The 20,735-nt window shown below is 54.1% G+C and carries 21 protein-coding genes; 13 read left to right on the forward strand and 8 right to left on the reverse strand.

Annotated elements, in window-relative coordinates; all coding sequences use genetic code 11:
* Positions 1-44 precede the first annotated feature (44 nt).
* The 5 genes from KKH3_RS15215 to KKH3_RS15235 form a co-directional block, all read right to left on the reverse strand.
* On the reverse strand, positions 45-788 hold the full coding sequence (locus tag KKH3_RS15215; RefSeq protein ID WP_039361124.1) for an amino acid ABC transporter ATP-binding protein: 744 nt from the start codon (positions 786-788) through the stop codon (positions 45-47).
* The gene (locus KKH3_RS15220) at positions 769-1,422 is read right to left on the reverse strand and encodes an amino acid ABC transporter permease (RefSeq protein WP_085996940.1); all 654 of its coding nucleotides are present in this window, start codon (positions 1,420-1,422) and stop codon (positions 769-771) included. The genes KKH3_RS15215 and KKH3_RS15220 overlap by 20 nt, the downstream gene beginning before the upstream one ends.
* The gene (locus tag KKH3_RS15225) at positions 1,422-2,087 is read right to left on the reverse strand and encodes an amino acid ABC transporter permease (protein ID WP_039361127.1); all 666 of its coding nucleotides are present in this window, start codon (positions 2,085-2,087) and stop codon (positions 1,422-1,424) included. The genes KKH3_RS15220 and KKH3_RS15225 overlap by 1 nt, the downstream gene beginning before the upstream one ends.
* 12 nt (positions 2,088-2,099) lie before the next feature.
* On the reverse strand, positions 2,100-2,885 hold the full coding sequence (locus KKH3_RS15230) for a transporter substrate-binding domain-containing protein (RefSeq protein ID WP_039362499.1): 786 nt from the start codon (positions 2,883-2,885) through the stop codon (positions 2,100-2,102).
* 605 nt (positions 2,886-3,490) lie between these two features.
* Entirely contained in the window at positions 3,491-4,330 is an 840-nt protein-coding gene (locus KKH3_RS15235) for a MurR/RpiR family transcriptional regulator (protein ID WP_039361129.1), read from the reverse strand.
* Positions 4,331-4,528: 198 nt separating this feature from the next.
* Here KKH3_RS15235 and KKH3_RS15240 point away from each other — a divergent pair, with 198 nt between their 5' ends.
* From KKH3_RS15240 to hpxZ, 4 genes are read left to right on the forward strand one after another with little or no spacing between them, the layout of a single operon-like run.
* A complete protein-coding gene (locus KKH3_RS15240) occupies positions 4,529-6,115 on the forward strand; it encodes a gamma-glutamyltransferase family protein (protein WP_039361131.1) in 1,587 nt (528 codons plus the stop codon).
* Between the two features lie 25 nt (positions 6,116-6,140).
* Positions 6,141-6,338: an oxalurate catabolism protein HpxX gene (gene hpxX, locus KKH3_RS15245; RefSeq protein ID WP_039361134.1), complete on the forward strand. Its 198-nt coding sequence runs from the start codon at positions 6,141-6,143 to the stop codon at positions 6,336-6,338.
* The gene (locus KKH3_RS15250) at positions 6,335-7,732 is read left to right on the forward strand and encodes an AtzE family amidohydrolase (protein WP_039361136.1); all 1,398 of its coding nucleotides are present in this window, start codon (positions 6,335-6,337) and stop codon (positions 7,730-7,732) included. Before hpxX ends, KKH3_RS15250 begins: the two co-directional genes overlap by 4 nt.
* An 11-nt stretch (positions 7,733-7,743) precedes the next feature.
* Positions 7,744-8,130, forward strand: coding sequence for an oxalurate catabolism protein HpxZ (gene hpxZ, locus KKH3_RS15255; RefSeq protein ID WP_039361139.1), 387 nt, complete (start codon positions 7,744-7,746; stop codon positions 8,128-8,130).
* A gap of 36 nt (positions 8,131-8,166) precedes the next feature.
* Here hpxZ and KKH3_RS22525 read toward each other — a convergent pair whose 3' ends face one another.
* Together KKH3_RS22525 and KKH3_RS15260 are read right to left on the reverse strand one after the other, a co-directional pair.
* Positions 8,167-8,289, reverse strand: coding sequence for a hypothetical protein (locus tag KKH3_RS22525; protein WP_268807938.1), 123 nt, complete (start codon positions 8,287-8,289; stop codon positions 8,167-8,169).
* The gene (locus tag KKH3_RS15260) at positions 8,276-8,956 is read right to left on the reverse strand and encodes a hypothetical protein (protein ID WP_076995035.1); all 681 of its coding nucleotides are present in this window, start codon (positions 8,954-8,956) and stop codon (positions 8,276-8,278) included. The genes KKH3_RS22525 and KKH3_RS15260 overlap by 14 nt, the downstream gene beginning before the upstream one ends.
* Before the next feature lie 560 nt (positions 8,957-9,516).
* Between KKH3_RS15260 and proV the strand changes: the two genes are divergently transcribed.
* The 3 genes from proV (at position 9,517) to proX (ending at position 13,108) form a co-directional block, all read left to right on the forward strand.
* Positions 9,517-10,719: a glycine betaine/L-proline ABC transporter ATP-binding protein ProV gene (gene proV, locus KKH3_RS15265; protein WP_039361142.1), complete on the forward strand. Its 1,203-nt coding sequence runs from the start codon at positions 9,517-9,519 to the stop codon at positions 10,717-10,719.
* A complete protein-coding gene (gene proW, locus KKH3_RS15270; protein WP_039361144.1) occupies positions 10,712-11,992 on the forward strand; it encodes a glycine betaine/L-proline ABC transporter permease ProW in 1,281 nt (426 codons plus the stop codon). Before proV ends, proW begins: the two co-directional genes overlap by 8 nt.
* Positions 11,993-12,103: 111 nt before the next feature.
* Positions 12,104-13,108, forward strand: coding sequence for a glycine betaine/L-proline ABC transporter substrate-binding protein ProX (gene proX, locus KKH3_RS15275; RefSeq protein WP_039361145.1), 1,005 nt, complete (start codon positions 12,104-12,106; stop codon positions 13,106-13,108).
* Positions 13,109-13,168: 60 nt separating this feature from the next.
* On the opposite strand, the gene KKH3_RS15280 is transcribed toward proX, so the two are convergent.
* Positions 13,169-14,329 (reverse strand): lactonase family protein, encoded by a 1,161-nt coding sequence (locus KKH3_RS15280; protein WP_039361148.1) that lies wholly within the window; start codon positions 14,327-14,329, stop codon positions 13,169-13,171.
* A gap of 158 nt (positions 14,330-14,487) precedes the next feature.
* On the opposite strand from KKH3_RS15280, the gene KKH3_RS15285 reads away from it, so the two are divergent.
* From KKH3_RS15285 to emrB, 6 genes are all read left to right on the forward strand, one after another.
* Complete coding sequence (locus KKH3_RS15285) at positions 14,488-15,708, forward strand: MFS transporter (RefSeq protein WP_039361150.1); 1,221 nt, start codon at positions 14,488-14,490, stop codon at positions 15,706-15,708.
* Positions 15,709-15,892: 184 nt separating this feature from the next.
* Positions 15,893-16,642 carry an AzlC family ABC transporter permease gene (locus tag KKH3_RS15290; RefSeq protein WP_039361153.1) on the forward strand — a complete coding sequence of 250 codons (750 nt, stop codon included), beginning with the start codon at positions 15,893-15,895 and terminating at the stop codon, positions 16,640-16,642.
* Complete coding sequence (gene ygaH / locus KKH3_RS15295) at positions 16,639-16,968, forward strand: L-valine transporter subunit YgaH (protein ID WP_039361156.1); 330 nt, start codon at positions 16,639-16,641, stop codon at positions 16,966-16,968. Before KKH3_RS15290 ends, ygaH begins: the two co-directional genes overlap by 4 nt.
* 189 nt (positions 16,969-17,157) lie before the next feature.
* Positions 17,158-17,673: a transcriptional repressor MprA gene (gene mprA, locus KKH3_RS15300; RefSeq protein WP_014916439.1), complete on the forward strand. Its 516-nt coding sequence runs from the start codon at positions 17,158-17,160 to the stop codon at positions 17,671-17,673.
* A gap of 273 nt (positions 17,674-17,946) precedes the next feature.
* Complete coding sequence (emrA, locus tag KKH3_RS15305) at positions 17,947-19,122, forward strand: multidrug efflux MFS transporter periplasmic adaptor subunit EmrA (protein ID WP_039361158.1); 1,176 nt, start codon at positions 17,947-17,949, stop codon at positions 19,120-19,122.
* Positions 19,123-19,139: 17 nt separating this feature from the next.
* A complete protein-coding gene (gene emrB, locus KKH3_RS15310) occupies positions 19,140-20,675 on the forward strand; it encodes a multidrug efflux MFS transporter permease subunit EmrB (protein WP_039361161.1) in 1,536 nt (511 codons plus the stop codon).
* The last annotated feature ends 60 nt before the right edge of the window (positions 20,676-20,735 follow it).

Here is a 20,735-nt window from a genome sequence, read left to right on the forward strand (position 1 = left end):
TAGGCTCCAAATTCTTGTTTATCATCCCCTTTCAAAGAGGATCACTACGCTTCTGACAGTCCTCGGACCGAGGCGATAAACTGTTTCAATTCCGGCGTTTGCGGGTTAGCAAACAGCGTTTTGCTGTCGCCCTGCTCCCAGACGGTGCCCTGATGCATAAATACCACCCGGTCACCCACTTCACGGGCAAAATTCATTTCATGCGTCACCAGAATCAGCGTCATGCCTTCGGCGGCCAGCTGTTCCAACACCTTCAGCACTTCACCGACCAATTCAGGATCGAGTGCCGAGGTAATTTCGTCACACAGCAGGACTTTTGGGTTCATCGCCAATGCGCGGGCAATCGCGACGCGCTGCTGCTGCCCCCCCGACAGATTGGCGGGATAGTAGTGAAGACGCTCGCCTAGCCCTACTTTGTTAAGCATCTGTTCACCCAGCTCACGACACTCCGCCGGGCTTTTTCCCAGCACGCGGCGCGGTGCCAGCATCACGTTTTCCAGCGCCGTCATATGCGGGAACAGATTGAAGTTCTGGAACACCATTCCAACCGAACGGCTGATTTCGCGCGCCTGCGAATCCCTGTCGGTGACGGTCATGCCGCCCAGTTTGATGCTGCCGTCCTGATAGCCTTCCAGGCCATTCATACAGCGCAGTAGCGTGCTCTTGCCAGAGCCGCTGCGTCCGATAATCGAAATGACCTCACCCATTTCGATATCCAAATCCACACCTTTCAGGACATGGTTCTGGCCGTAATATTTTTGAACCTGATTAATGGTGATGAGCGGCATTGAATTTCTTCTCCAGATAGCGGCTGTAGTAAGAGAGCGGATAGCACATCAGGAAATAGCCCAGCGCCACCAATCCGAACACTTTAAACGGCTGATAGGTCACGTTATTCAACATGGTTCCCGCTTTGGTCAGTTCGATAAATCCGATGATCGACGCCAGTGCGGTGCCTTTAATCACCTGCACGGAAAACCCAACGGTAGGCGCGATGGCGATACGCATCGCCTGCGGTGCAATCACCCGATAGAGTGTCTGGCCGAAATCCAGTCCGAGACAGCGAGAGGCTTCCCACTGCCCTTTCGGCAACGCTTCCACGCTGCCGCACCAGATATCCACCAGAAAGGCGCTGGTAAACAACGTCAGCGCCAGTGCCGCCGCCGTCCACGGGCTCACATCAATCCCGAACAGCGCCAGCCCGAAAAAGGCGAGAAACAGCTGCATCAGCAGCGGTGTGCCCTGAAACAGTTCTGAATACAAATGAACAAAGCGCGTCGGCCATTTGCGTTTAGTCAACCGCAGCAGCATCAGCGGAAAGGTCACTATCGCGCCGCCGATGAAAGCCGTCAGCGACAGCAGTAGTGTCCAACGTGCCGCCAGCAGCAGGTTGCGAACAATATCCCAGTCGGTAAATGTCATCATGACTGATTCCCCAGAAAACGCCGACCCGCCAGCAGTAAGAGTTGTCGCATCAGAACAGACAGCATCAGGTAACACAGTGTGGTTGCCAGATACACTTCAAAGCTCAAAAATGTACGAGACTGAATCAGGTTGGCGGCAAAAGTCAGTTCCTCGTAAGAAACCTGCGACACCACCGACGATCCCAGCATGACGATGATGCACTGGCTAACCAGCGCCGGATAAATCCGCTGGAGCGCGGGCGGCAGAATCACACGCAGGAAAGTCTGCATCCGCGTCAACCCCAGCACACGGGCGGCTTCCCACTGGCCTTTTGGCGTCACCTGAATCCCCGCGCGGATTATCTCGGTACTGTACGCACCGAGGTTTATCAGCATTGCCAATAGCGCGGCCTGCCCGGCAGTGAGCTTCCAGCCCAGACTCGGTAAACCAAAGACGATGAAGAACAGCTGCACCACGAACGGCGTATTGCGGATCAGCTCGACGTAGATTCCCCACAGCCGACTCAGCAGGGTAGGCTTGCCGCTGCGCAAGGCCGCACCACAGATGCCGATGGCAATGCCGCCAAGGGTTGCCATGACCGTCAGCTCAATGGTGACCCACAACCCCGCCAACAGCTCAGGCCAGAACGGCAACAGCGCGGAAAAATTAAGCTGATAGGTCATGGCGTGCTCCCGTTACGCTTTGATGCTGGCTGGCAGCGGCGCTTTCAGCCATTTTTCCGACAGGCCATTGAGCGTGTTGTCTTTCAGCGCTTGCTCAATCAACGCATCGACTTTCGCTTTCAGCGCGGGCTCATCTTTTTTCAGCCCGATATAGCACGGCGAATCTTTCAGCATAAACTTCGCTACTGGTGCTTTCGTCGGATTCTGTTCGGCGATAGCGGCTACCACCAGGTTACCCGTTGCAACATATTCCACCTGCCCGGACAGGTACGCCGACAGCGTGGTGTTGTTATCCTCGTAGCGCTTAATCTGTGCGGCCTTCGGCGCGATATCCGTCAGCACCATGTCTTCTACTGCACCGCGCGTGACGCCGATGCTCTTGCCTTCCAGCGCGTCTGATGATGTCAGCGTGCTGTCTTTCGGCCCAAATACGCCGAGGAAAAACGGCGCATAGGCGCGGCTGAAATCGATCACTTTTTCACGCTCGGCATTTTTACCCAGACTGGAGATCACCAGATCAACTTTGTTGGTTTGCAGATACGGTACGCGGTTAGCACTGGTTACCGGAACCAGCTGCAACTTTAGTTTCATCTCTTTCGCCAGATAACGGGCGATATCGATGTCATAGCCCTGCGGTTGCAGATCCGTCCCTACCGATCCAAACGGCGGGAAATCCTGCGGGACGGCGACACGCAACACACCGCGCTTCTCGATATCCTGCAACTGATCGGCCATCGCGCTACCGGCCTGAACCAGTAACATTGCCGCGCCCATCACCGCCAGTAACCCTTTTTTGATGCCCAGTTTATTGATCAACATCGTCTCTGCCCCCGGTTAGTGTAATTGAAACGAAAGATTCTTAAAAATAAATATTGAAACTATCGTTACAGATAGTAAGCAAGGAGCATGCCAGATTACGTGGTTACCCTTGACGATAAAGAACAACGTAGAAGGTCAGAGAATCGTGCTGAAATATGACATAGCTGTGGATATGGAATACTGGTGAACAGTTTCGGGCGTGATTATAGAAAGAGAATTTATGCAACTCACGCACCACGCCCGACGTAGGGCGGCTCAGTCGCCGCCGCCCTACGAACCCTGGCTTTCGGCGTGAATTATGCCGCTACGCGGTACATTCGAAACGCGTGTCATCCTGTCGAACCGCCTGTGACGCGCTCCAGACGCGGCACAGGCTTTCGCAGCGTCCATGCTGCTCATTCGGGATAACCCACATTTCTCATCATAATTTTTTACGCCAATGAACAGATAACAACGAGAAACAATCCACAGCGCTGCGTCACAAAAATAATCCGGTGTTATCACGCTCGAAACGATCTGCATGGCTATATAACAACCAGTCAAGACGCACCATTAAAGTGCAGAAGCACCAAGTTAACGCACCATTAGCGTTGCTCAAGCTCATCCAACTCACCATAAAGATCCACGATCTGGTGGATGCGCTGGCGTCCGTCACGCAGCATTTCATGTAATAGCGCGTTACTGATCACATTCACCAAACTCATGGCGGAGGAATAGCTATCAAACGCCGAGACGCTGTCCAACGGGACGTACAGCGACCAGGTTGCCAGCGACATTAGCGTACTGGCCTGAGGTTCACACAGCAAAAGCACAGGCACACCGCGCTTTTGCAACTGCGCCAATAGCGGCTGAATCAGGCGCGGGCGGCGGCGAAAAGCCACCACAATCACGACATCCTGCGCAGTGAGATCCACTAATTCTTCGGATAGCGTCTGCCCTGGCTGCGTCAGCAACGTAACCTGCTGGCGAATCTGGAGCAACTGTTGCCGCAGGTGCAGCGCCACCGGATAGCTATTACGCAACCCAACCAGACACAGGCGCTGCGCCTGCATCAGCGCCTGAATCACCGCGCCAAATTGCACGGGGTCAATCTGGCTTATCCACTGCGTCAGGTTCGCCATTTCCTGCTTGTAATGCCGCGCCAGTAGCGTATTCCCCTGCACGGCATCCCGGTTATCCGCCAACGGCATCCCGCTCTGGCGCAACGTTCTGAGTTCATCACGCATATCGCGGTAGCTGGGGTAGCCCAGCCGTTTGAACAACCGGCTAACCGTCGCTTTGGAAACACCGCTCAGCCGCGCCAGCTCGGCGCTGTTGTAGCTAATTAAATCGTCAAAGTGATCGAAGATGAAATCCGCGACGCGCTGTTCCTGTGGTGAAAGCTCGCCGTAGCGATCCCGTAATCGTTCATCTATTTGCATCATCGTCTCTCACCCGTTGCGCTGCTGTAACGTTTGTTTCATGTCGCAGAACATAGCACAGGATTGTCAGAATGATATAGATACCCCTTCCGGCACCGCATACGGACTTTCCACCACCCTGAAAAACTGGAACGCCGTTTGCTTGTAGCTAGGGTTAATAGAGCAACTCACACTAACCTTACACAAAAAAGGAATCTTAAAATGATGCAAAGCAACACCGCCCCGCTGGGTATGGCGGTAGCACCTCATCATTTAGCCAGTGCCAGCGCGTTGGCCGTTCTGCGTGAAGGTGGGAACGCCATTGAAGCCATGGTCGCGGCGGCAGCAACGATCGCCGTGGTGTATCCACATATGAATGGGATCGGCGGCGACGGCTTCTGGCTGATTGTTCCCCCACACGGCGAACCCATCGCCATTGACGCCAGCGGGGCAGCGGGGTCGCTGGCCTGCCGTGAATATTATCAAGGCGAAAGCCGTATTCCACACCGTGGCCCCAAATCCGCATTGACCGTCGCGGGCACCGTTGGTGGCTGGCAGGAAGCACTGACGTTCTCACAAGAAATGGGCGGTACACCGATGCCGCTGGCTCGTCTGTTATCTGACGCGATTCGCTATGCGGCGGACGGTATTCCCGTCACACAATCGCAGGAAGATGCGCTCACCCAGCGCTACCACGAACTGAGCGATTCTCCGGCCTTTAGCCAGCTGTTTATGCCACAGGGGAATATTCCGCGTGCGGGCAGCCGTTTCACACAGCCGGATTTAGCCGATACCCTGACAACACTGAGCCTTGAAGGGCTGGACAGTTTTTATCGCGGTTCCGTCGCTGCCCGTCTCGCGGCACAGATGGCGCAGCTCGGTATGCCGCTGACGGCGGACGATCTGGCAAATTACCGCGCCAAACGAACAACGCCGCTGGTGCTAAAACACAGTAAAGGCGATATCTATAACCTCGCGCCGCCGACACAGGGTCTGGTATCACTCGCCATTCTCGGCCTGACCGATCATTTAGACATGGAAGATCTGAACGATAGCCAGACGATCCACCGCATTGTCGAATCGACCAAACTGGCGTTTGGCCTGCGTGACCGCTTTATTACCGATCCCAAACTGATGACGCAGGACGTTCAGGCGCTGCTGGAAAGCGATGCGCTCGGCGTGCTGGCGCGCCAGGTCGATACCCGCAAAGCCGCAGCGTGGGGCGAAGGCAAAGGCCCCGGTGACACCGTCTGGATGGGCGTATGCGACAGCAGCGGCCTGTGTGTGTCTTTCATTCAAAGTATTTACCACGAGTTTGGCAGCGGCGTGGTCTTGCCGGGAACGGGCGTCCTCTGGCAGAACCGCGGAGCCTCTTTCAGTCTCGATCCAGCACATTTGCTGGCATTAGAGCCTGGTAAACAGCCGTTTCACACCTTAAACCCCGCCGCCGCACGTTTATCGGACGGGCGGACAATGGTCTACGGCTCGATGGGCGGAGACGGACAACCGCAGACGCAGGCGGCCATTTTCATCCGTCATATCCAGCAAGGGCTACCGCTGCAACAGGCGATTACCGCCCCGCGCTGGCTGCTGGGCCGTACCTGGGGACAGGCTTCCGATACGCTGAAAATCGAAGATCGCTTTAAACCCGCGACCGTCGATGCCCTGCGTCAGTTAGGTCACGACGTCGAGCTGTTGGGGAGCTTTAGTGAAACGGTCGGCCATGCGGGTGCCATCGTACGTCACACCAACGGCATGCTGGAAGGTGCCTTCGATCCACGCAGCAACGGCAGCGCGGCGGGCTTCTAATCATGAATCAACTGGGAGAATATGCATGACGACGCACTCTATCGATAGCGACACACTGGCCGCTTATCTTCAGCACATGGAAACGCTGCTGACGCTGCAACTGAATCAGGAGCGGCGTCAGGAGCTGTTGGTACAATTCAGCCGCATTCACGCTATGGCGCAGCCGTTAATGGAATTCCCTCTTGATGAACATCAGGAAATTGCCGGGGTGTATACATTATGAGTTTATACGCCAGGAGCGCGTCCTCACCGTTATCTATCCGGCAGATTCAGCAAGGTTTGCAGGCTGGCACATTCTCCGCCAAGGAGCTTGCACAGCAGGCGCTGGGCGCAATTGAGCAAGCCAACCCCACCATTAATGCCTACACCCATGTCACCAGCGAACGCATGCTGGCAGAGGCTGAACGTATCGACACGTGCCGTCAACGCGGGGAAACCTTGCCCGCGTTAGCTGGCGTGCCTTACGCCGTCAAGAACCTGTTTGACGTCAGCGGAGAAACCACGTTGGCAGGTGCCGAGCTTTTCAGCCAGCGACCACCTGCGGCACAGGACGCTTTTGCCATCCGTCAGCTTGCTAATCAGGGCGCGCTGCTGTCCGGTATGTTGAATATGGACGCCTATGCCTACGGCTTTACCACCGAAAACAGCCATTACGGCCCCACGCGTAACCCACTCGACACACAGCGCATCGCCGGAGGGTCATCCGGGGGATCGGCGGCGGCGGTAGGAGCAGGCTTGGTTAACTTCACGCTGGGTAGCGATACCAATGGCTCGATCCGCGTGCCATCGTCGTTATGCGGCATTTTCGGGCTGAAGCCGACGTTTGGTCGTTTATCACGCCACGGCAGCCACCCGTTTGTCGCCAGCCTCGACCATATCGGCCCGCTGGCGCGTAGTGCAGACGATCTGGCACGGGTGTTCGACGCCTTACAAGGTCATGATGAACATGATCGTTTTCAGGCCAGGCGGGAAATGCAACATACCGCTTCACAGTTGGAAGCTGGCAGCGACGGATTACGCTACGCGGTGCTTGATGGCTACTTCTCCACATGGGCCAGCGAAGAGGCAAAAACCGCCGTTTCCCAGATCGCACAATTGCTGGGCGCACAAGACAGCCTGACGTTAACCGATGCCGCTCTGGCACGTAGCGCCGCCTTTATTCTGTCGGCCAGCGAAGGAGGCAACCAGTATTTGCCAGCCTTACGTTCACAACCTGAGCGCTTCGAGCCCCTGTCACGCGAGCGATTGCTGGCTGGCGCCATGATCCCCGCCGCTTGGTATGTGCAGGCTCAGCGCTTCCGTCATTATTTCCGTCAACAGACACTGGCGCTGTTTGAGCACACCGACCTGCTGATCGCCCCGGCGACGCCCTGCTCCGCCACGCTCATCGGGCAGGAAACCATGCACATTAATGATACCGATCTGCCCGTCCGCGCCAGTATGGGCATGCTGACGCAGCCGATCTCTTTTGTCGGGCTGCCCGTTGTGACGGTACCGATGGCGACCGCGAGCGGCCTGCCGATAGGCGTGCAGATTATTGCCGCACCGTGGCGCGAGGATCTTTGCCTGCGGACGGCATGGGCGCTGGAGCAGCAGGGCATCACCTATACCTTATGAGGAAAGAAAATATGTTGCCTGACGATATCAATCAGCCGGATGTGCTGGCAGACGTGACCGCCGCGTTCTATCGCTATGAGAAAGCCTTAACGAGTAATGACGTTGCGGTGCTGGATGAGCTGTTCTGGCACGATGAAAAAACGGTGCGCTATGGTGCGGGAGAAAATCTGTACGGAATCGAGGAAATCCGCGCCTTTCGCCTCGCTCGCCCCTCTGCCGGTCTGGACAGAACTCTGCGTAATACGGTCATCACCGCTTATGGTCATGATATGGCCGTCGCCAGCACGGAATTTACCCGCGAAGGCAGTACGAAGATCGGTCGCCAAATGCAAACCTGGATAAAAATGCCGGAAGGCTGGCGTATTGTCGCCGCCCACGTCAGCCTGATGAGTGAGTAGCAATACAGAAAACAAGCGCAGCACTATGCGCTTGTTTCAGTTCCCAGTAATCGGCTTATCCACCAGATTAGGGGCATCTGAGGCGAGATAATATTTGCCATCAATAAGCACGTATTCACCAGAAGCCAGCTTACGCTTTATCACATCACGCGCCGCCATTTGCAGTTTTTTCCCCAAGGCGAAAAATGCCTGTTCCTGAAGACTTAACGTCGTAATATCGTGTGAGGATGACATAGCTTCTCCTGTCTGAGCCTAGTTGATTAAATGACTGCATACCGGGGATACGAATGTTAAACCTGTTTTTCCCTGCTAACCCGAGCAAACCATCATATAAATCAGTGAGATCAATTTTCCTTTTCCCCGAAAGGTCGGGAGCAGCGCACCAATAATAAGCCCCTGATCGAGAAACATTGTAGTGGTCAAAAATCGCTCTAGCAACCGACGTAATCACCTTTAGAATTTGTCCTGAATTGAGTTCAACATGCTGATAAGCTTCCAAACACTCCTGATTCTCAACTTTATCAAAAGCCACCGTCCAAAGACCCGTCTGGGGCATTTGAAAACCAGGTATGTTATGTTTCTCATCAATCCCTTTATTAAGCAATTCGTCCACTGATTGGAGTCTCTGGAAGCCGATGGCATATACCATGCCACCAACGATAAACTGACGCATAAGCAACTCACCGCTCCCTATATAGTCGTCGAAATCATGGTATTCCCAAGTGACCACTTTTAGCTTTTCCTTAGCAGAAATCAGATGAGCAGATAACCAAAATACCTTTCTTTTGACAATGTCCTTATTTTTCTTTCTGGCGTCGCTTCGCAATTTTTAAAAACACTCAAAACATCCACTTGTCGATGGCGTTATCCTCTATATATGACAAATATATTATTCAGAACACTCTCATTTATTGGCAAAAATTAACGCAATTATTTTGCCCATTATATCTTTGCTATACTGTATAAAATACCGACAGATATCATAAGTAAAAAATGTACTTACGTCGGCCTATTCGAGTGTCTATAAGACAAAAATCGTGACTTATTTACCCTATTATTCGATTAGTGGAATTCACTATAAATGGCAAGGTATTCACAATCAGAAAAGGTTATATCAGCGACTAATCCAATACGTAAAAATCAACAGGTAACACACTGTTATAAAAAGAATTCCCCTTCAAACCAAAAATCATAAAGATCACATAAATCATGAAGATAACGTAGCGATAATCGTGTTGTCACTATTGCTAATATTGATCTAACGAGAGACATCGCTGAGGCAATAAAGGGTTGTCTCAGAATCTGAGTATGGTAGGGTAGATTATGTCTAATCATTATCAGGGTTACGTTATAGAATTATAAACGACACAGGAAAACAATAATTTCATGGCAATTAAACTTGAAGTAAAGAATCTTTATAAGATATTTGGCGAGCACCCAGACAGAGCATTTAAACTGATTGATAAAGGCCTGAGCAAAGATCAGGTATTTGAAAAAACAGGGCTTACTGTTGGGGTAAAAGATGCCAGTCTGGCCATTGAAGAAGGCGAGATATTTGTCATCATGGGATTATCCGGTTCCGGCAAATCTACCATGGTACGCCTTCTCAATCGTCTGATAGAACCCACTCGGGGTCAGGTACTGATCGACGGCGAGGATATCTCGAGGATATCCGATGCCGCGCTGCGCGACGTGCGTCGCAAGAAGATCAGTATGGTGTTCCAATCCTTTGCGCTAATGCCGCATCTAAACATCCTCAACAATACCGCGTTTGGTATGGAACTGGCTGGCGTACCGAAAGCGGAACGTGAGCAAAAAGCGCTGGATGCATTGCAACAGGTAGGGCTTGAAGCTTACGCGGCATCCTACCCGGATGAACTGTCCGGCGGCATGCGACAGCGTGTCGGTTTGGCTCGTGCGTTAGCAAACGACCCCGATATCCTGCTGATGGATGAGGCGTTCTCCGCGCTCGACCCGCTAATCCGTACTGAAATGCAGGATGAGTTGATCAAACTCCAGTCCCGTCATCAACGCACAATCATCTTTATCTCGCACGATCTGGATGAAGCGATGCGCATCGGTGATCGAATTGCCATCATGCATGGCGGTGAAGTGATTCAGGTCGGTACACCTGATGAAATCCTGAATAACCCGGCCAACGACTACGTACGCACCTTTTTCCGCGGTGTCGATATCAGCCACGTATTTAGCGCCAAAGATATCGCCCGTCGTCGCCCGGTCACCTTGATTCGTAAAACCCCTGGCGTGGGGCCGCGTTCCGCGCTGAAAATCCTTCAGGATGAAGACCGTGATTACGGTTACGTGTTGGAAGGTGGGAAACGCTTTATTGGCGTCGTCTCGATTGATTCACTGAAGCAGGCGCTGAAAGAACAGCAGCCGCTGGAACAGGCGTTACTGCCCGAACCTGTTCCCGTGCCCGCAGATATGTCACTCAACGAGCTGATTTCTCAGGTCGCACAGGCTCCCTGTGCCGTTCCTGTCGTCGGCGAAAACCATGAGTACATAGGCATCATTTCCAAAGGAATGCTGCTACAGGCACTGGATAAGGAAGGAGTGACCAATGAGTAAATCAACATCGAATCCGTGGGATGCGACCACGGCACAAAACCAGCCTGCCGATCAAGGCACACTCTCTGAGCAGGGTAATAGCGCCGCGCAAAGCGATCCGTGGGCGGCCAGTTCGCAAAATGCCCCAGCCGATTCTGCACCAGCCAGTTCTACACCGGCGAATGAGGGGGCTACGCCTGACAGTGCAGCACAGAGCAACCCTTGGTCAACGGGCGCCCCCGCTCAGGATGCGCCCGCTAATGGCGGCGATGCGTGGAGCAGTGCTCCGGCATCCGATGGTTCTGTCGACGCCGCGCACCAGGCTACGCAATCCGGCAGTGACTGGTTAAACAGCGCTGCCCCGGCGACCCCCGATCATTTCAATCTGCTCGATCCGTTTAAAGACACGCTGATCCCGCTGGACAGTTGGGTCACCCACGGCATCGACTGGGTTGTACTGCACTTCAGACCGGTCTTCCAGGGTGTTCGCGTCCCGGTTGATTTTATTTTGGGTGGTTTTCAACAATTCTTACTCGGTATGCCTGCGCCAATCGCTATTCTGGTGTTTTCGCTGCTTGCCTGGCAGATGTCCAGCCTCGGCATGGGCGTGGCGACCCTGCTGTCTCTCATTGCGATTGGCGCGATTGGTGCCTGGTCGCAGGCTATGATCACGTTAGCGCTGGTGCTGACCGCGCTGTTCTTCTGCGTGCTCATCGGGCTCCCCGTCGGGATCTGGCTGGCACGTAGCGAACGGGCTGCGAAGTTCATCCGGCCGCTGTTGGATGCCATGCAGACGACGCCCGCGTTCGTCTATCTGGTGCCTATCGTCATGCTGTTCGGTATCGGTAATGTGCCGGGCGTCGTGGTGACGATAATCTTTGCTCTGCCGCCGATTATTCGCTTAACGATTCTGGGTATTCGTCAGGTGCCCGCCGATCTGATTGAGGCCGCCGAGTCATTCGGTGCCAGCCCGCGCCAGATGCTGTTTAAGGTTCAGCTCCCGCTGGCCATGCCGACCATCATGGCGGGGGTTAACCAGACGCTGATGCTGGCGCTGTCAATGGTGGTTATCGCCTCGATGATCGCCGTAGGCGGTCTGGGTCAGATGGTGCTGCGCGGCATTGGTCGTCTGGATATGGGTCTGGCTGCCGTCGGTGGCGTCGGGATCGTCATTCTGGCCATTATTCTTGACCGTCTAACCCAGTCACTGGGGCGCGATCGTCGCAGCAAAGGCAACAAAAGCTGGTACGCCAGCGGCCCGATTGGCCTGCTGACCCGCCCTTTCATCAAGTAATAACGCTCGTCCCGTTTGTCTGGCTCACGTCAGACAAGCGGCGACATTCACTATTCGTTTTATCAGCAATATTTACGATATCAACGCACGATAAAAACAGAGGGAATCATGATGCGTAACACCACACTTTGGGCTGCCGCCCTGACTACTACCCTGTTGAGTACGCAGGTTTACGCCGCCGATACCGCACAACCCGGCAAAGGTATTTCCGTTATTCCAGTGCAAAGCACCATCTCCGAGGAAACGTTCCAGACGCTGCTGGTCAGCCGCGCGTTGGAAAAGCTGGGCTATGACGTGCAATCCCCCCGTGAAGTGGACTACAACGTAGCCTACACCTCGATTGCCTCTGGCGATGCCACGTTTATCGCGGTTAACTGGGATCCGCTGCACGCCGATCAGTACAAAGCCGCAGGCGGGGATGCGAAATTCTACCGTCAGGGTGAATATGTCTCCGGTGCCGCTCAGGGTTACCTGATCGATAAGAAAACGGCTGAGAAATATAAAATCACTAATATCGCGCAGCTCAAAGATCCGAAAATCGCCAAACTGTTTGACACCAACGGCGACGGAAAAGCCGACCTGACCGGCTGTACGCCGGGTTGGGGATGTGAAGCCGCCATCAACCACCACCTTCCTGCCTATGGCTTAACCAACACGGTAGAACATAATCAGGGCAACTATGCGGCGATGATCGCCGATACCATCACCCGCTATAAAGAAGGCAAGCCGATTCTGTACTACACCTGGACGCCGTACTGGGTGAGTGATGTGCTGGTTCCGGGACGTGACGTCGTCTGGTTGCAGGTGCCTTTCTCTTCTCAACCGGGAGAAATGAAAGGCGTCAGCACGAAGCTGCCAAACGGTGCCGACTATGGCTTCCCCGTCAACACGATGAAGATTGCCGCGAATAAAGCATGGGCCGAGAAAAACCCAGCAGCGGCGAAGCTGTTCGCCATCATGAAGTTACCGATTGCCGATGTGAATGCGCAGAACCTGCGTATGCACGAAGGCCAGGGTTCACAGAAAGATATCGAACGTCATGTTGATGGCTGGATCAAAGCCCACCAGCAGCTGTTTGACGGCTGGGTGAAAACCGCCGCCGATGCTGCGAAATAATCACCTGTAAGCAAACGCCCCTTTCGCAGGAAAGGGGCGTTTTTCATTGATGGGCGATAATTACGGCAGGTTAACGATGTCGACCCAGTTCGCGCCTTTCCCGGTCGGATATTGCCCGACTCGCACTAAATCCCCGTTATCCTGATTGATGCGATACACCGACAGCGACGTCGATTTTTCACCGCTGGCGATCAGGAATTTCCCGCTTGGATCGATCTGAATGCCGCGCGGCTGCATTTCCGTCGGGTAGCGCGTGATGTATTTCAGTTGACCCGTTTTTGGTTCCACCCGCAGTAGCGCAATCGTGCTTTTAGTACGTTCCGATACGTACAGGAATTTCCCATTTGGCGTCAGACGTAAATCGGCGCTCCATATCTGTGGGCGGCTGTCGGTGCTATTTTTATCCGGTGTAATGGTTCCCGCTCGCATCCCCGCATCCGCTGGCACGGTGTCCGTGTAATCCAGTAACGTAAGCTGCCCCGTCTTTTCATTTAGCGCCAGACGCGCGACTTTGCCAGACAGCTCATTGCTCACGTAGAGCGTTTTATTATCTGGTGATAACACCAGATGGCGCGGCCCGTTTCCTTCAGGCAGCTTAATTTCTGCTGGCTCATTCGGCGTCAACGTGCCCGTTTTTGCATCAAATCGGAACTGTACGATTTGGTCGCTGCCAAGATTGCTGGCAAAGACGAACTTATTTTGGCGATCGGCAATAATACTGTGTGCCTTCTCGCCCGTCGGCACCACCGTGACCGCGCTCGCGTTCACTTTGCCATCGTTATCAATACCATTAACCGCGACTTTATTACCGCCGTACGACGCGCTGAACAGCCACTTTCCAGTGCGGTCCGTCGAGATGTAGGCCATGCTGTCCGGCAATTCCGCTTTGCCTAACGGGCTCAGCGTCCCGCTTTTAGGATCGATTTTATAGCTAACCGCCGAGTAAGGAATACCGCGTGTGGCGGCATAGAGGAAGGATTTATCCGGGCTAACGGCCATCGGCATCACTTTCGCACCTGCGGCTGCTTTGCCGATAGCGGTTAATTCGCCGCTTTGCGTATTGAGTGTGTAGGCATCAATCACACCATCTGTAGCAGCAGAGACGTAGACCGCCGTGACCGCCTGCGCGCCCATCGACCACAGCACTGCTGCTGGCAGAAGTGCACACCCCATTAACACTGCAACGCTTTTTTTCTTAAACACCTGATAATGCTTAAACATAATGTCCCCTGTCGGTAGTCGTATAACGTTGGCGATAAGCTAAATCAATCCCAGGAAAAACAAAACAACCTTAAGGAGCGTAAAGATATTCTGGTATCTCATTAAGCTCTGCCGGATACTGTACCTTCTGCTTTTAACATCATATTAACGTTCACACTATGTCTCTTCAGCAACAATCTGTATCACCCCAGCCTCAACCGGGGCTTAGCTTGTCTTTGACCCTGATTATGTCTGTCGCGACCGGCCTTGCCGTCGCCAGCAACTATTATGCCCAGCCGCTGCTGGAGACCATTGCCAGAGTCTTTGCGCTTTCCGTTAATCAGGCAGGGTTCATTGTCACCGCCGCACAGTTGGGTTATGCCATCGGCCTGCTGTTTTTGGTTCCGCTGGGGGATATGTTTGAACGCCGAACGCTGATTGTCGGCATGACGTTGCTCGCCGCAGGTGGGATGCTGATCACCGCCTCTGCCCCCACGCTCTGGATCATGATTGCCGGTACAGCATTAACCGGTCTGTTCTCCGTTGTCGCACAGCTCTTGGTGCCTCTCGCCGCGACGCTGGCGACGCCGGAAACGCGCGGTAAAGTCGTCGGCACGATTATGAGTGGCCTGCTGCTGGGGATTCTGCTGGCGCGCACCGTCGCGGGTGCGCTTGCTTCACTCGGCGACTGGCGCACCGTGTACTGGGTTGCCAGCACGCTGATGGTCATCATGGCGCTGATTCTGTGGCGGGCATTGCCGCGCATTCCTCAGCAAAACACGCTGAACTACCCACAGTTGCTCGTCTCAATCTTCCGCCTGTTTTCTGCCACTCCGCTGCTGCGCACGCGCGCCATTCTGGGCTGTTTGTCCTTTGCCAATTTCAGCATTCTGTGGACGTCAATGGCCTTCCTGCTGGCCTCTCCGCCATACGGTTATTCCGAAGGCGTTATCGGCCTGTTTGGACTGGTCGGTGCAGCCGGAGCATTAGCGGCATCACGTGCCGGGCGTTTAGTCGATCAGGGCAAGGCCAAGCCAACCACCAGCGTGGGGATTATCCTGCTTTTGCTGTCATGGGGCTTTATCGCACTCGGTATTCATTCGGTGGCGGCGCTGCTCATAGGTATCATCGTGTTGGATCTGGCCGTTCAGGGCGTACACGTCACCAACCAGAGCGTGATCTACCGTATGATGCCCGAAGCACGTAATCGCCTGACGGCAGGCTATATGACCAGCTATTTTATCGGCGGTGCACTGGGATCGCTCCTTTCAGCCTCAGCTTACCAGCAGTGGGGCTGGCTGGGCGTCTGTGCCGCAGGCGGCATTATCAGCCTATTGAACCTACTGGTGTGGTGGCGAAGCCATCATCACGAAACGCAGGAAGCGATGGCGGCGCTGTAGACCTTCACAGGTGCAACTATCGCATTCTAAATGATCACGGTGGAGATCCTCTCATTTAAGACCGTTTCTCATGAGAAAATTCCGCCAGAGACTATCACGCCCGTTCCGTAATAACGTGAAATTCCGGTAACGCTTTGCTAGTGTTACCGGTTAATTCCCTTTAAGTACAAAAAATATCAAGCCAGTGAAGACATTACCGACACCAACTACACCCGCATCATCGGTATCGACAAAGTCTGCGTCTTTTAGCGAAGGCGTATTTGACAGTCTGCCGATTGTTATCGGCTATATGCCCGTGGCCTTCGCGTTTGGCATGAACGCCGTGAAGCTAGGGTTTACCCCGCTGGAAGGCATTTTCCTTTCCTGCATTATTTACGCCGGAGCCAGCCAGTTCGTCATCACTGCCCTGCTCAGCGCGGGCATGTCCATCTGGGTGGCAGCGTTGACCGTCATGGCAATGGATGTCCGCCATGTGCTGTATGGACCCGCGTTACGGCATCGCATTACACAACGGCTACCGACGCGAAAAACGGCGCTCTGGGCGTTTGGCCTGACGGATGAAGTCTTTGCCGCCGCAGCGACCCGACTGGCGAAAGACAACCGACGCTGGTCAGAAGAGTGGATGATGGGTGTGTCACTACTCGCGTGGCTTTCATGGGTGCTCGGCACGGTGATCGGAGCCGTGTTCGGTAACGGCCCGCTGAATGATTACCCAGCCGTTGAAGCGGCGCTGTCTTTCATGCTGCCTGCACTGTTCCTGAGCTTTTTACTCGCGTCTTTCAGGCGGAAACAGAGCCTGGTCGTCGCCTGCGCACTCGGTGGCGCGCTGCTTGGTTTACTGCTTTCCTCCATCCCGGCCGCAATACTGCTCGGCATTCTCAGCGGCTGCCTGGCTTCACTGGTTAACCCTGCCACGCCACAGGTGAACGTATGAGCACAGAAGTCATTCTTATCGGGCTGATTGTCGGGCTGGTAAACTACCTCTTCCGCTATCTTCCCCTGCGGTTGAGCGCCTCACGCGCTTCCGGTTCGCTGCAACGCGGTAAAAAAGCGCTATTGCTTGATAGCATCGGCATCGCTTCTATCTGTGCGCTGCTGATTGTTTCCAGCGTGCCGGATATCCTCACGCATCACGAAAAGCTGCTGCCAACGATGGTAGGCTTTATTACGCTGACCGCCTGTTTTTATAAAACCCGCAGTATCGTCTTGTCGACGTTACTGGGCGCGCTCTGCTACGGAGTCGCCTTTAAACTGCTTTGAATCCACAGTGCGAATTATCAATTAACATTTTGATTTAAATAAAATAAGTGGCGAATAATCTTCATTTTAAGCGATTATCCGCTTACTTTCTGTCACAGAAATAAGCACAATTTCCCACCTTAATGCCGTTTACCCAGTTAGTAACATTAGTTACTATGCACTCCGTGATTAATGAGGTTTATATAAAAAATGGACAGTTCATTCACTCCTATAGAACAAATGCTCGACCTGCGTGCTTCGCGTAAGCCCGACTTCCCGCGTCAGGAAGTACTCTTGCTGCGTTTATTCATGCACGTACAGGGCAAAATCCTGGAACACAGAAACCGAATTCTGAAAGAACAGGGCATCAATGAAACCCTTTTCATGGCATTGCTGACGCTGGAATCTCAGGAGTCTTATAGCATTCAGCCCTCTGAACTCAGCGCTGCACTGGGATCGTCGCGCACCAATGCAACGCGCATTGCCGACGATCTGGAGAAGAGAGGCTGGATTGAACGACGCGAGAGCAGCAGCGACAGACGCTGCCTGCATCTGCATCTGACAGAAGAAGGCAAAGCATTTCTTGGTCAACTGATTCCACCGCAGCACCATAGCCTCCATGTGCTTTGCTCCGTGCTTGAATCTGGTGAGCAAAAGCAGCTCGAAAGCCTGATGAGAAAGCTGCTGGTCCGGCTGGATGAGATGGACGAGTCAGTCAACGAATAACAGAAAAAACAACAACAAAAAACAATAGTCAGCACCTTTCCACCCGGCATGACCCGATGCTTATGTATCGGGCGGAGGCGTTTTGCTGCGAAAAATTGGCATAACCTCTCTGCAACTGCGGTGTGCGGCTTAGCAAAACGGCAATTCACGCGCCGGGCGGGTGACCTTAAGCCGCCCGTGCCGCACAGCAAAATGAATTCATTGCGACTATCGCCAGACTGCTGTGTCTGGTGCGATAGCCGATACAAAGAAAATGAAAAGAGAGAAAACAGCATGAGTGAAAGTGTGGAAAATCAGGTGCCGCAGACGCCACAGAAAAACAAAAAACAGCAGCGCAAACGCGTGTTATCACTGCTGACGTTTATTTTCGTCGTACTAGGCTGTGCCTGGCTGGCTTACTGGTTCCTGGTGCTCAGACACCACCAAAGCACCGATGACGCCTACGTTGCGGGGAATCAGATTCAGATCATGGCGCAGGTCAGCGGCAGCGTCACCCATGTGAACGTCGACAATACCGATTTTGTTAAGCAGGGACAGGTGCTGGTGGAGTTAGATCCGACCGATGCCCAGCAGGCGTTTGAACGCGCAAAAACCGGGCTGGCCAACAGCGTCCGCCAGACGCACCAGTTGATCATCAACAGTAAGCAGTATCAGGCCAATATTGAGCTGCGCCAAACCGAGCTGAACAAGGCACAAAGTGACTTGAGCCGCCGGGAAGCGCTAGGCAGCGCCAATGCTATCGGGCGTGAAGAAGTGCAGCATGCTCGCGATGCCGTCGCGACCGCCAAAGCCGCACTGGAAGTCGCCAGACAGCAATATCAGGCGAATCAGGCAATGATTCTGGATACGCCGCTTGAGAAGCAACCCGCCATACAGCAAGCCTCCGTAGAAATGCGCGATGCCTGGCTGGCGCTACAGCGCACCAAAATCGTCAGCCCGATCGACGGCTATGTCTCACGCCGCAGCGTGCAGATTGGCGCACGTATCTCTTCGACTTCCGCGCTGATGGCCGTGGTTCCTGCCAATCACCTGTGGGTCGATGCGAACTTCAAAGAGACGCAGTTAGCCAATATGCGCATCGGCCAACCGGCTACTGTGATCGCGGATATCTACGGTGACGATGTCGTGTACCAAGGAAAAGTGGTCGGTCTTGATATGGGTACCGGTAGCGCATTCTCTCTGCTGCCCGCGCAGAACGCGACGGGAAATTGGATCAAGGTCGTTCAGCGCCTGCCCGTGCGTATTGAGATCGATCCGAAGCAGGTCGCTGAACATCCGCTGCGTATCGGTCTGTCCGCGCTGGTTAATGTCGATACCGCCAATACGGAAGGGAGTGCGTTAGCAGAAACCTCACGCGCCACGCCAGCCTACCAAAGCGATGCTCTGACGTTGGATCTCACGCCTGTTAATCAGGAAATCAGCACCATTATTCAGGCGAACGCCGGTTAATCGGGCAGGAGAGAAACGTGCAGAGAGAACCGCTTAAAGGTGCCAGTCTGGCCTGGATGACCGTTGCTCTGTCGCTGGCAACGTTTATGCAGGTGCTGGACTCCACCATCGCCAACGTCGCTATTCCGACTATCGCCGGTAATCTGGGTGCGTCCAACTCACAGGGAACGTGGGTCATCACCTCGTTCGGGGTCGCTAATGCTATCTCTATTCCTATTACCGGCTGGCTGGCCAAACGGTTTGGGGAAGTCCGCCTGTTTTTATGGTCAACGGCACTCTTCGCTCTGACGTCCTGGCTGTGCGGAATATCCACCAGCCTGGAAATGCTGATTTTCTCGCGCGTCTTGCAGGGGATTGTTGCCGGGCCGCTGATCCCGCTGTCACAGAGTCTGTTGCTAAGCAATTATCCGCCCGCAAAACGCAGCATCGCCCTCGCGCTGTGGTCGATGACGGTGGTCGTCGCGCCGATCTGTGGCCCGATTCTGGGCGGCTGGATTAGCGACAACTACCACTGGGGCTGGATATTCTTCATCAACGTTCCGTTGGGCATCGCCGTTGTGTTTATTGCTATGCAAACGCTGCGCGGGCGGGAAACCAAAACCGAGATCAGGCCCATCGATACTATCGGGCTGGCATTGCTGGTTGTCGGTATCGGTAGCCTTCAGATGATGCTCGACCGGGGCAAAGAGCTGGACTGGTTTAACTCGACGGAAATCATCACCCTGACCGTGGTAGCGGTGATTGCGCTCGCCTTCCTGATTGTCTGGGAGCTGACGGACGACCATCCGGTGGTGGATTTATCCCTGTTTAAATCGCGCAACTTCACCATTGGCTGTCTGTGTATCAGCCTTGCCTACATGTTTTACTTCGGGGCGATCGTGCTCTTACCGCAGCTATTGCAGGAGGTGTATGGCTATACCGCCACCTGGGCCGGGCTCGCATCCGCACCGGTTGGGCTGATGCCAGTCGTGCTGTCGCCGATTATCGGTCGATTCGCGCCGCGTCTGGATATGCGTAAACTCGTGACGTTCAGCTTTATCATGTATGCGGTCTGTTTTTACTGGCGCGCGTACACCTTCGAACCGGGTATGGATTTCGGCGCATCGGCCTGGCCGCAGTTCGTTCAGGGGTTTGCCGTCGCCTGCTTCTTCATGCCGCTGACCACCATCACACTGTCGGGACTTCCGCCTGAACGTTTAGCGGCAGCATCAAGTCTGTCGAACTTTACCCGAACGCTGGCGGGATCGATCGGGACGTCGCTAACCACAACGCTTTGGACACAGCGTGAATCGCTACACCATGCGCACCTGACGGAATCTATCACGCCCTATAATCCAATCGCGCAGGAAACGTACCAGCAGCTTCAGGCGATGGGAATGAGCCAAACACAGGCCTCGGCCTACATCGCGGAACAGATTACCGCGCAGGGACTGATTATCTCCGCCAATGAGATCTTCTGGGCCGCTGCTGGGGTATTTCTGGTACTGCTCGTGCTGGTCTGGTTTGCTAAACCGCCTTTTACCACCGGCGGTGGAGGCGGCGGCGCGCACTAATTCGCTCGCCATCTATCTTTCCCCTTCCGCCAACAGCGGGCAGAAGGGGAACCTTCTTTT

Origin of the sequence: Pectobacterium actinidiae (genome assembly GCF_000803315.1) — a bacterium.
Lineage (GTDB): Bacteria > Pseudomonadota > Gammaproteobacteria > Enterobacterales > Enterobacteriaceae > Pectobacterium > Pectobacterium actinidiae.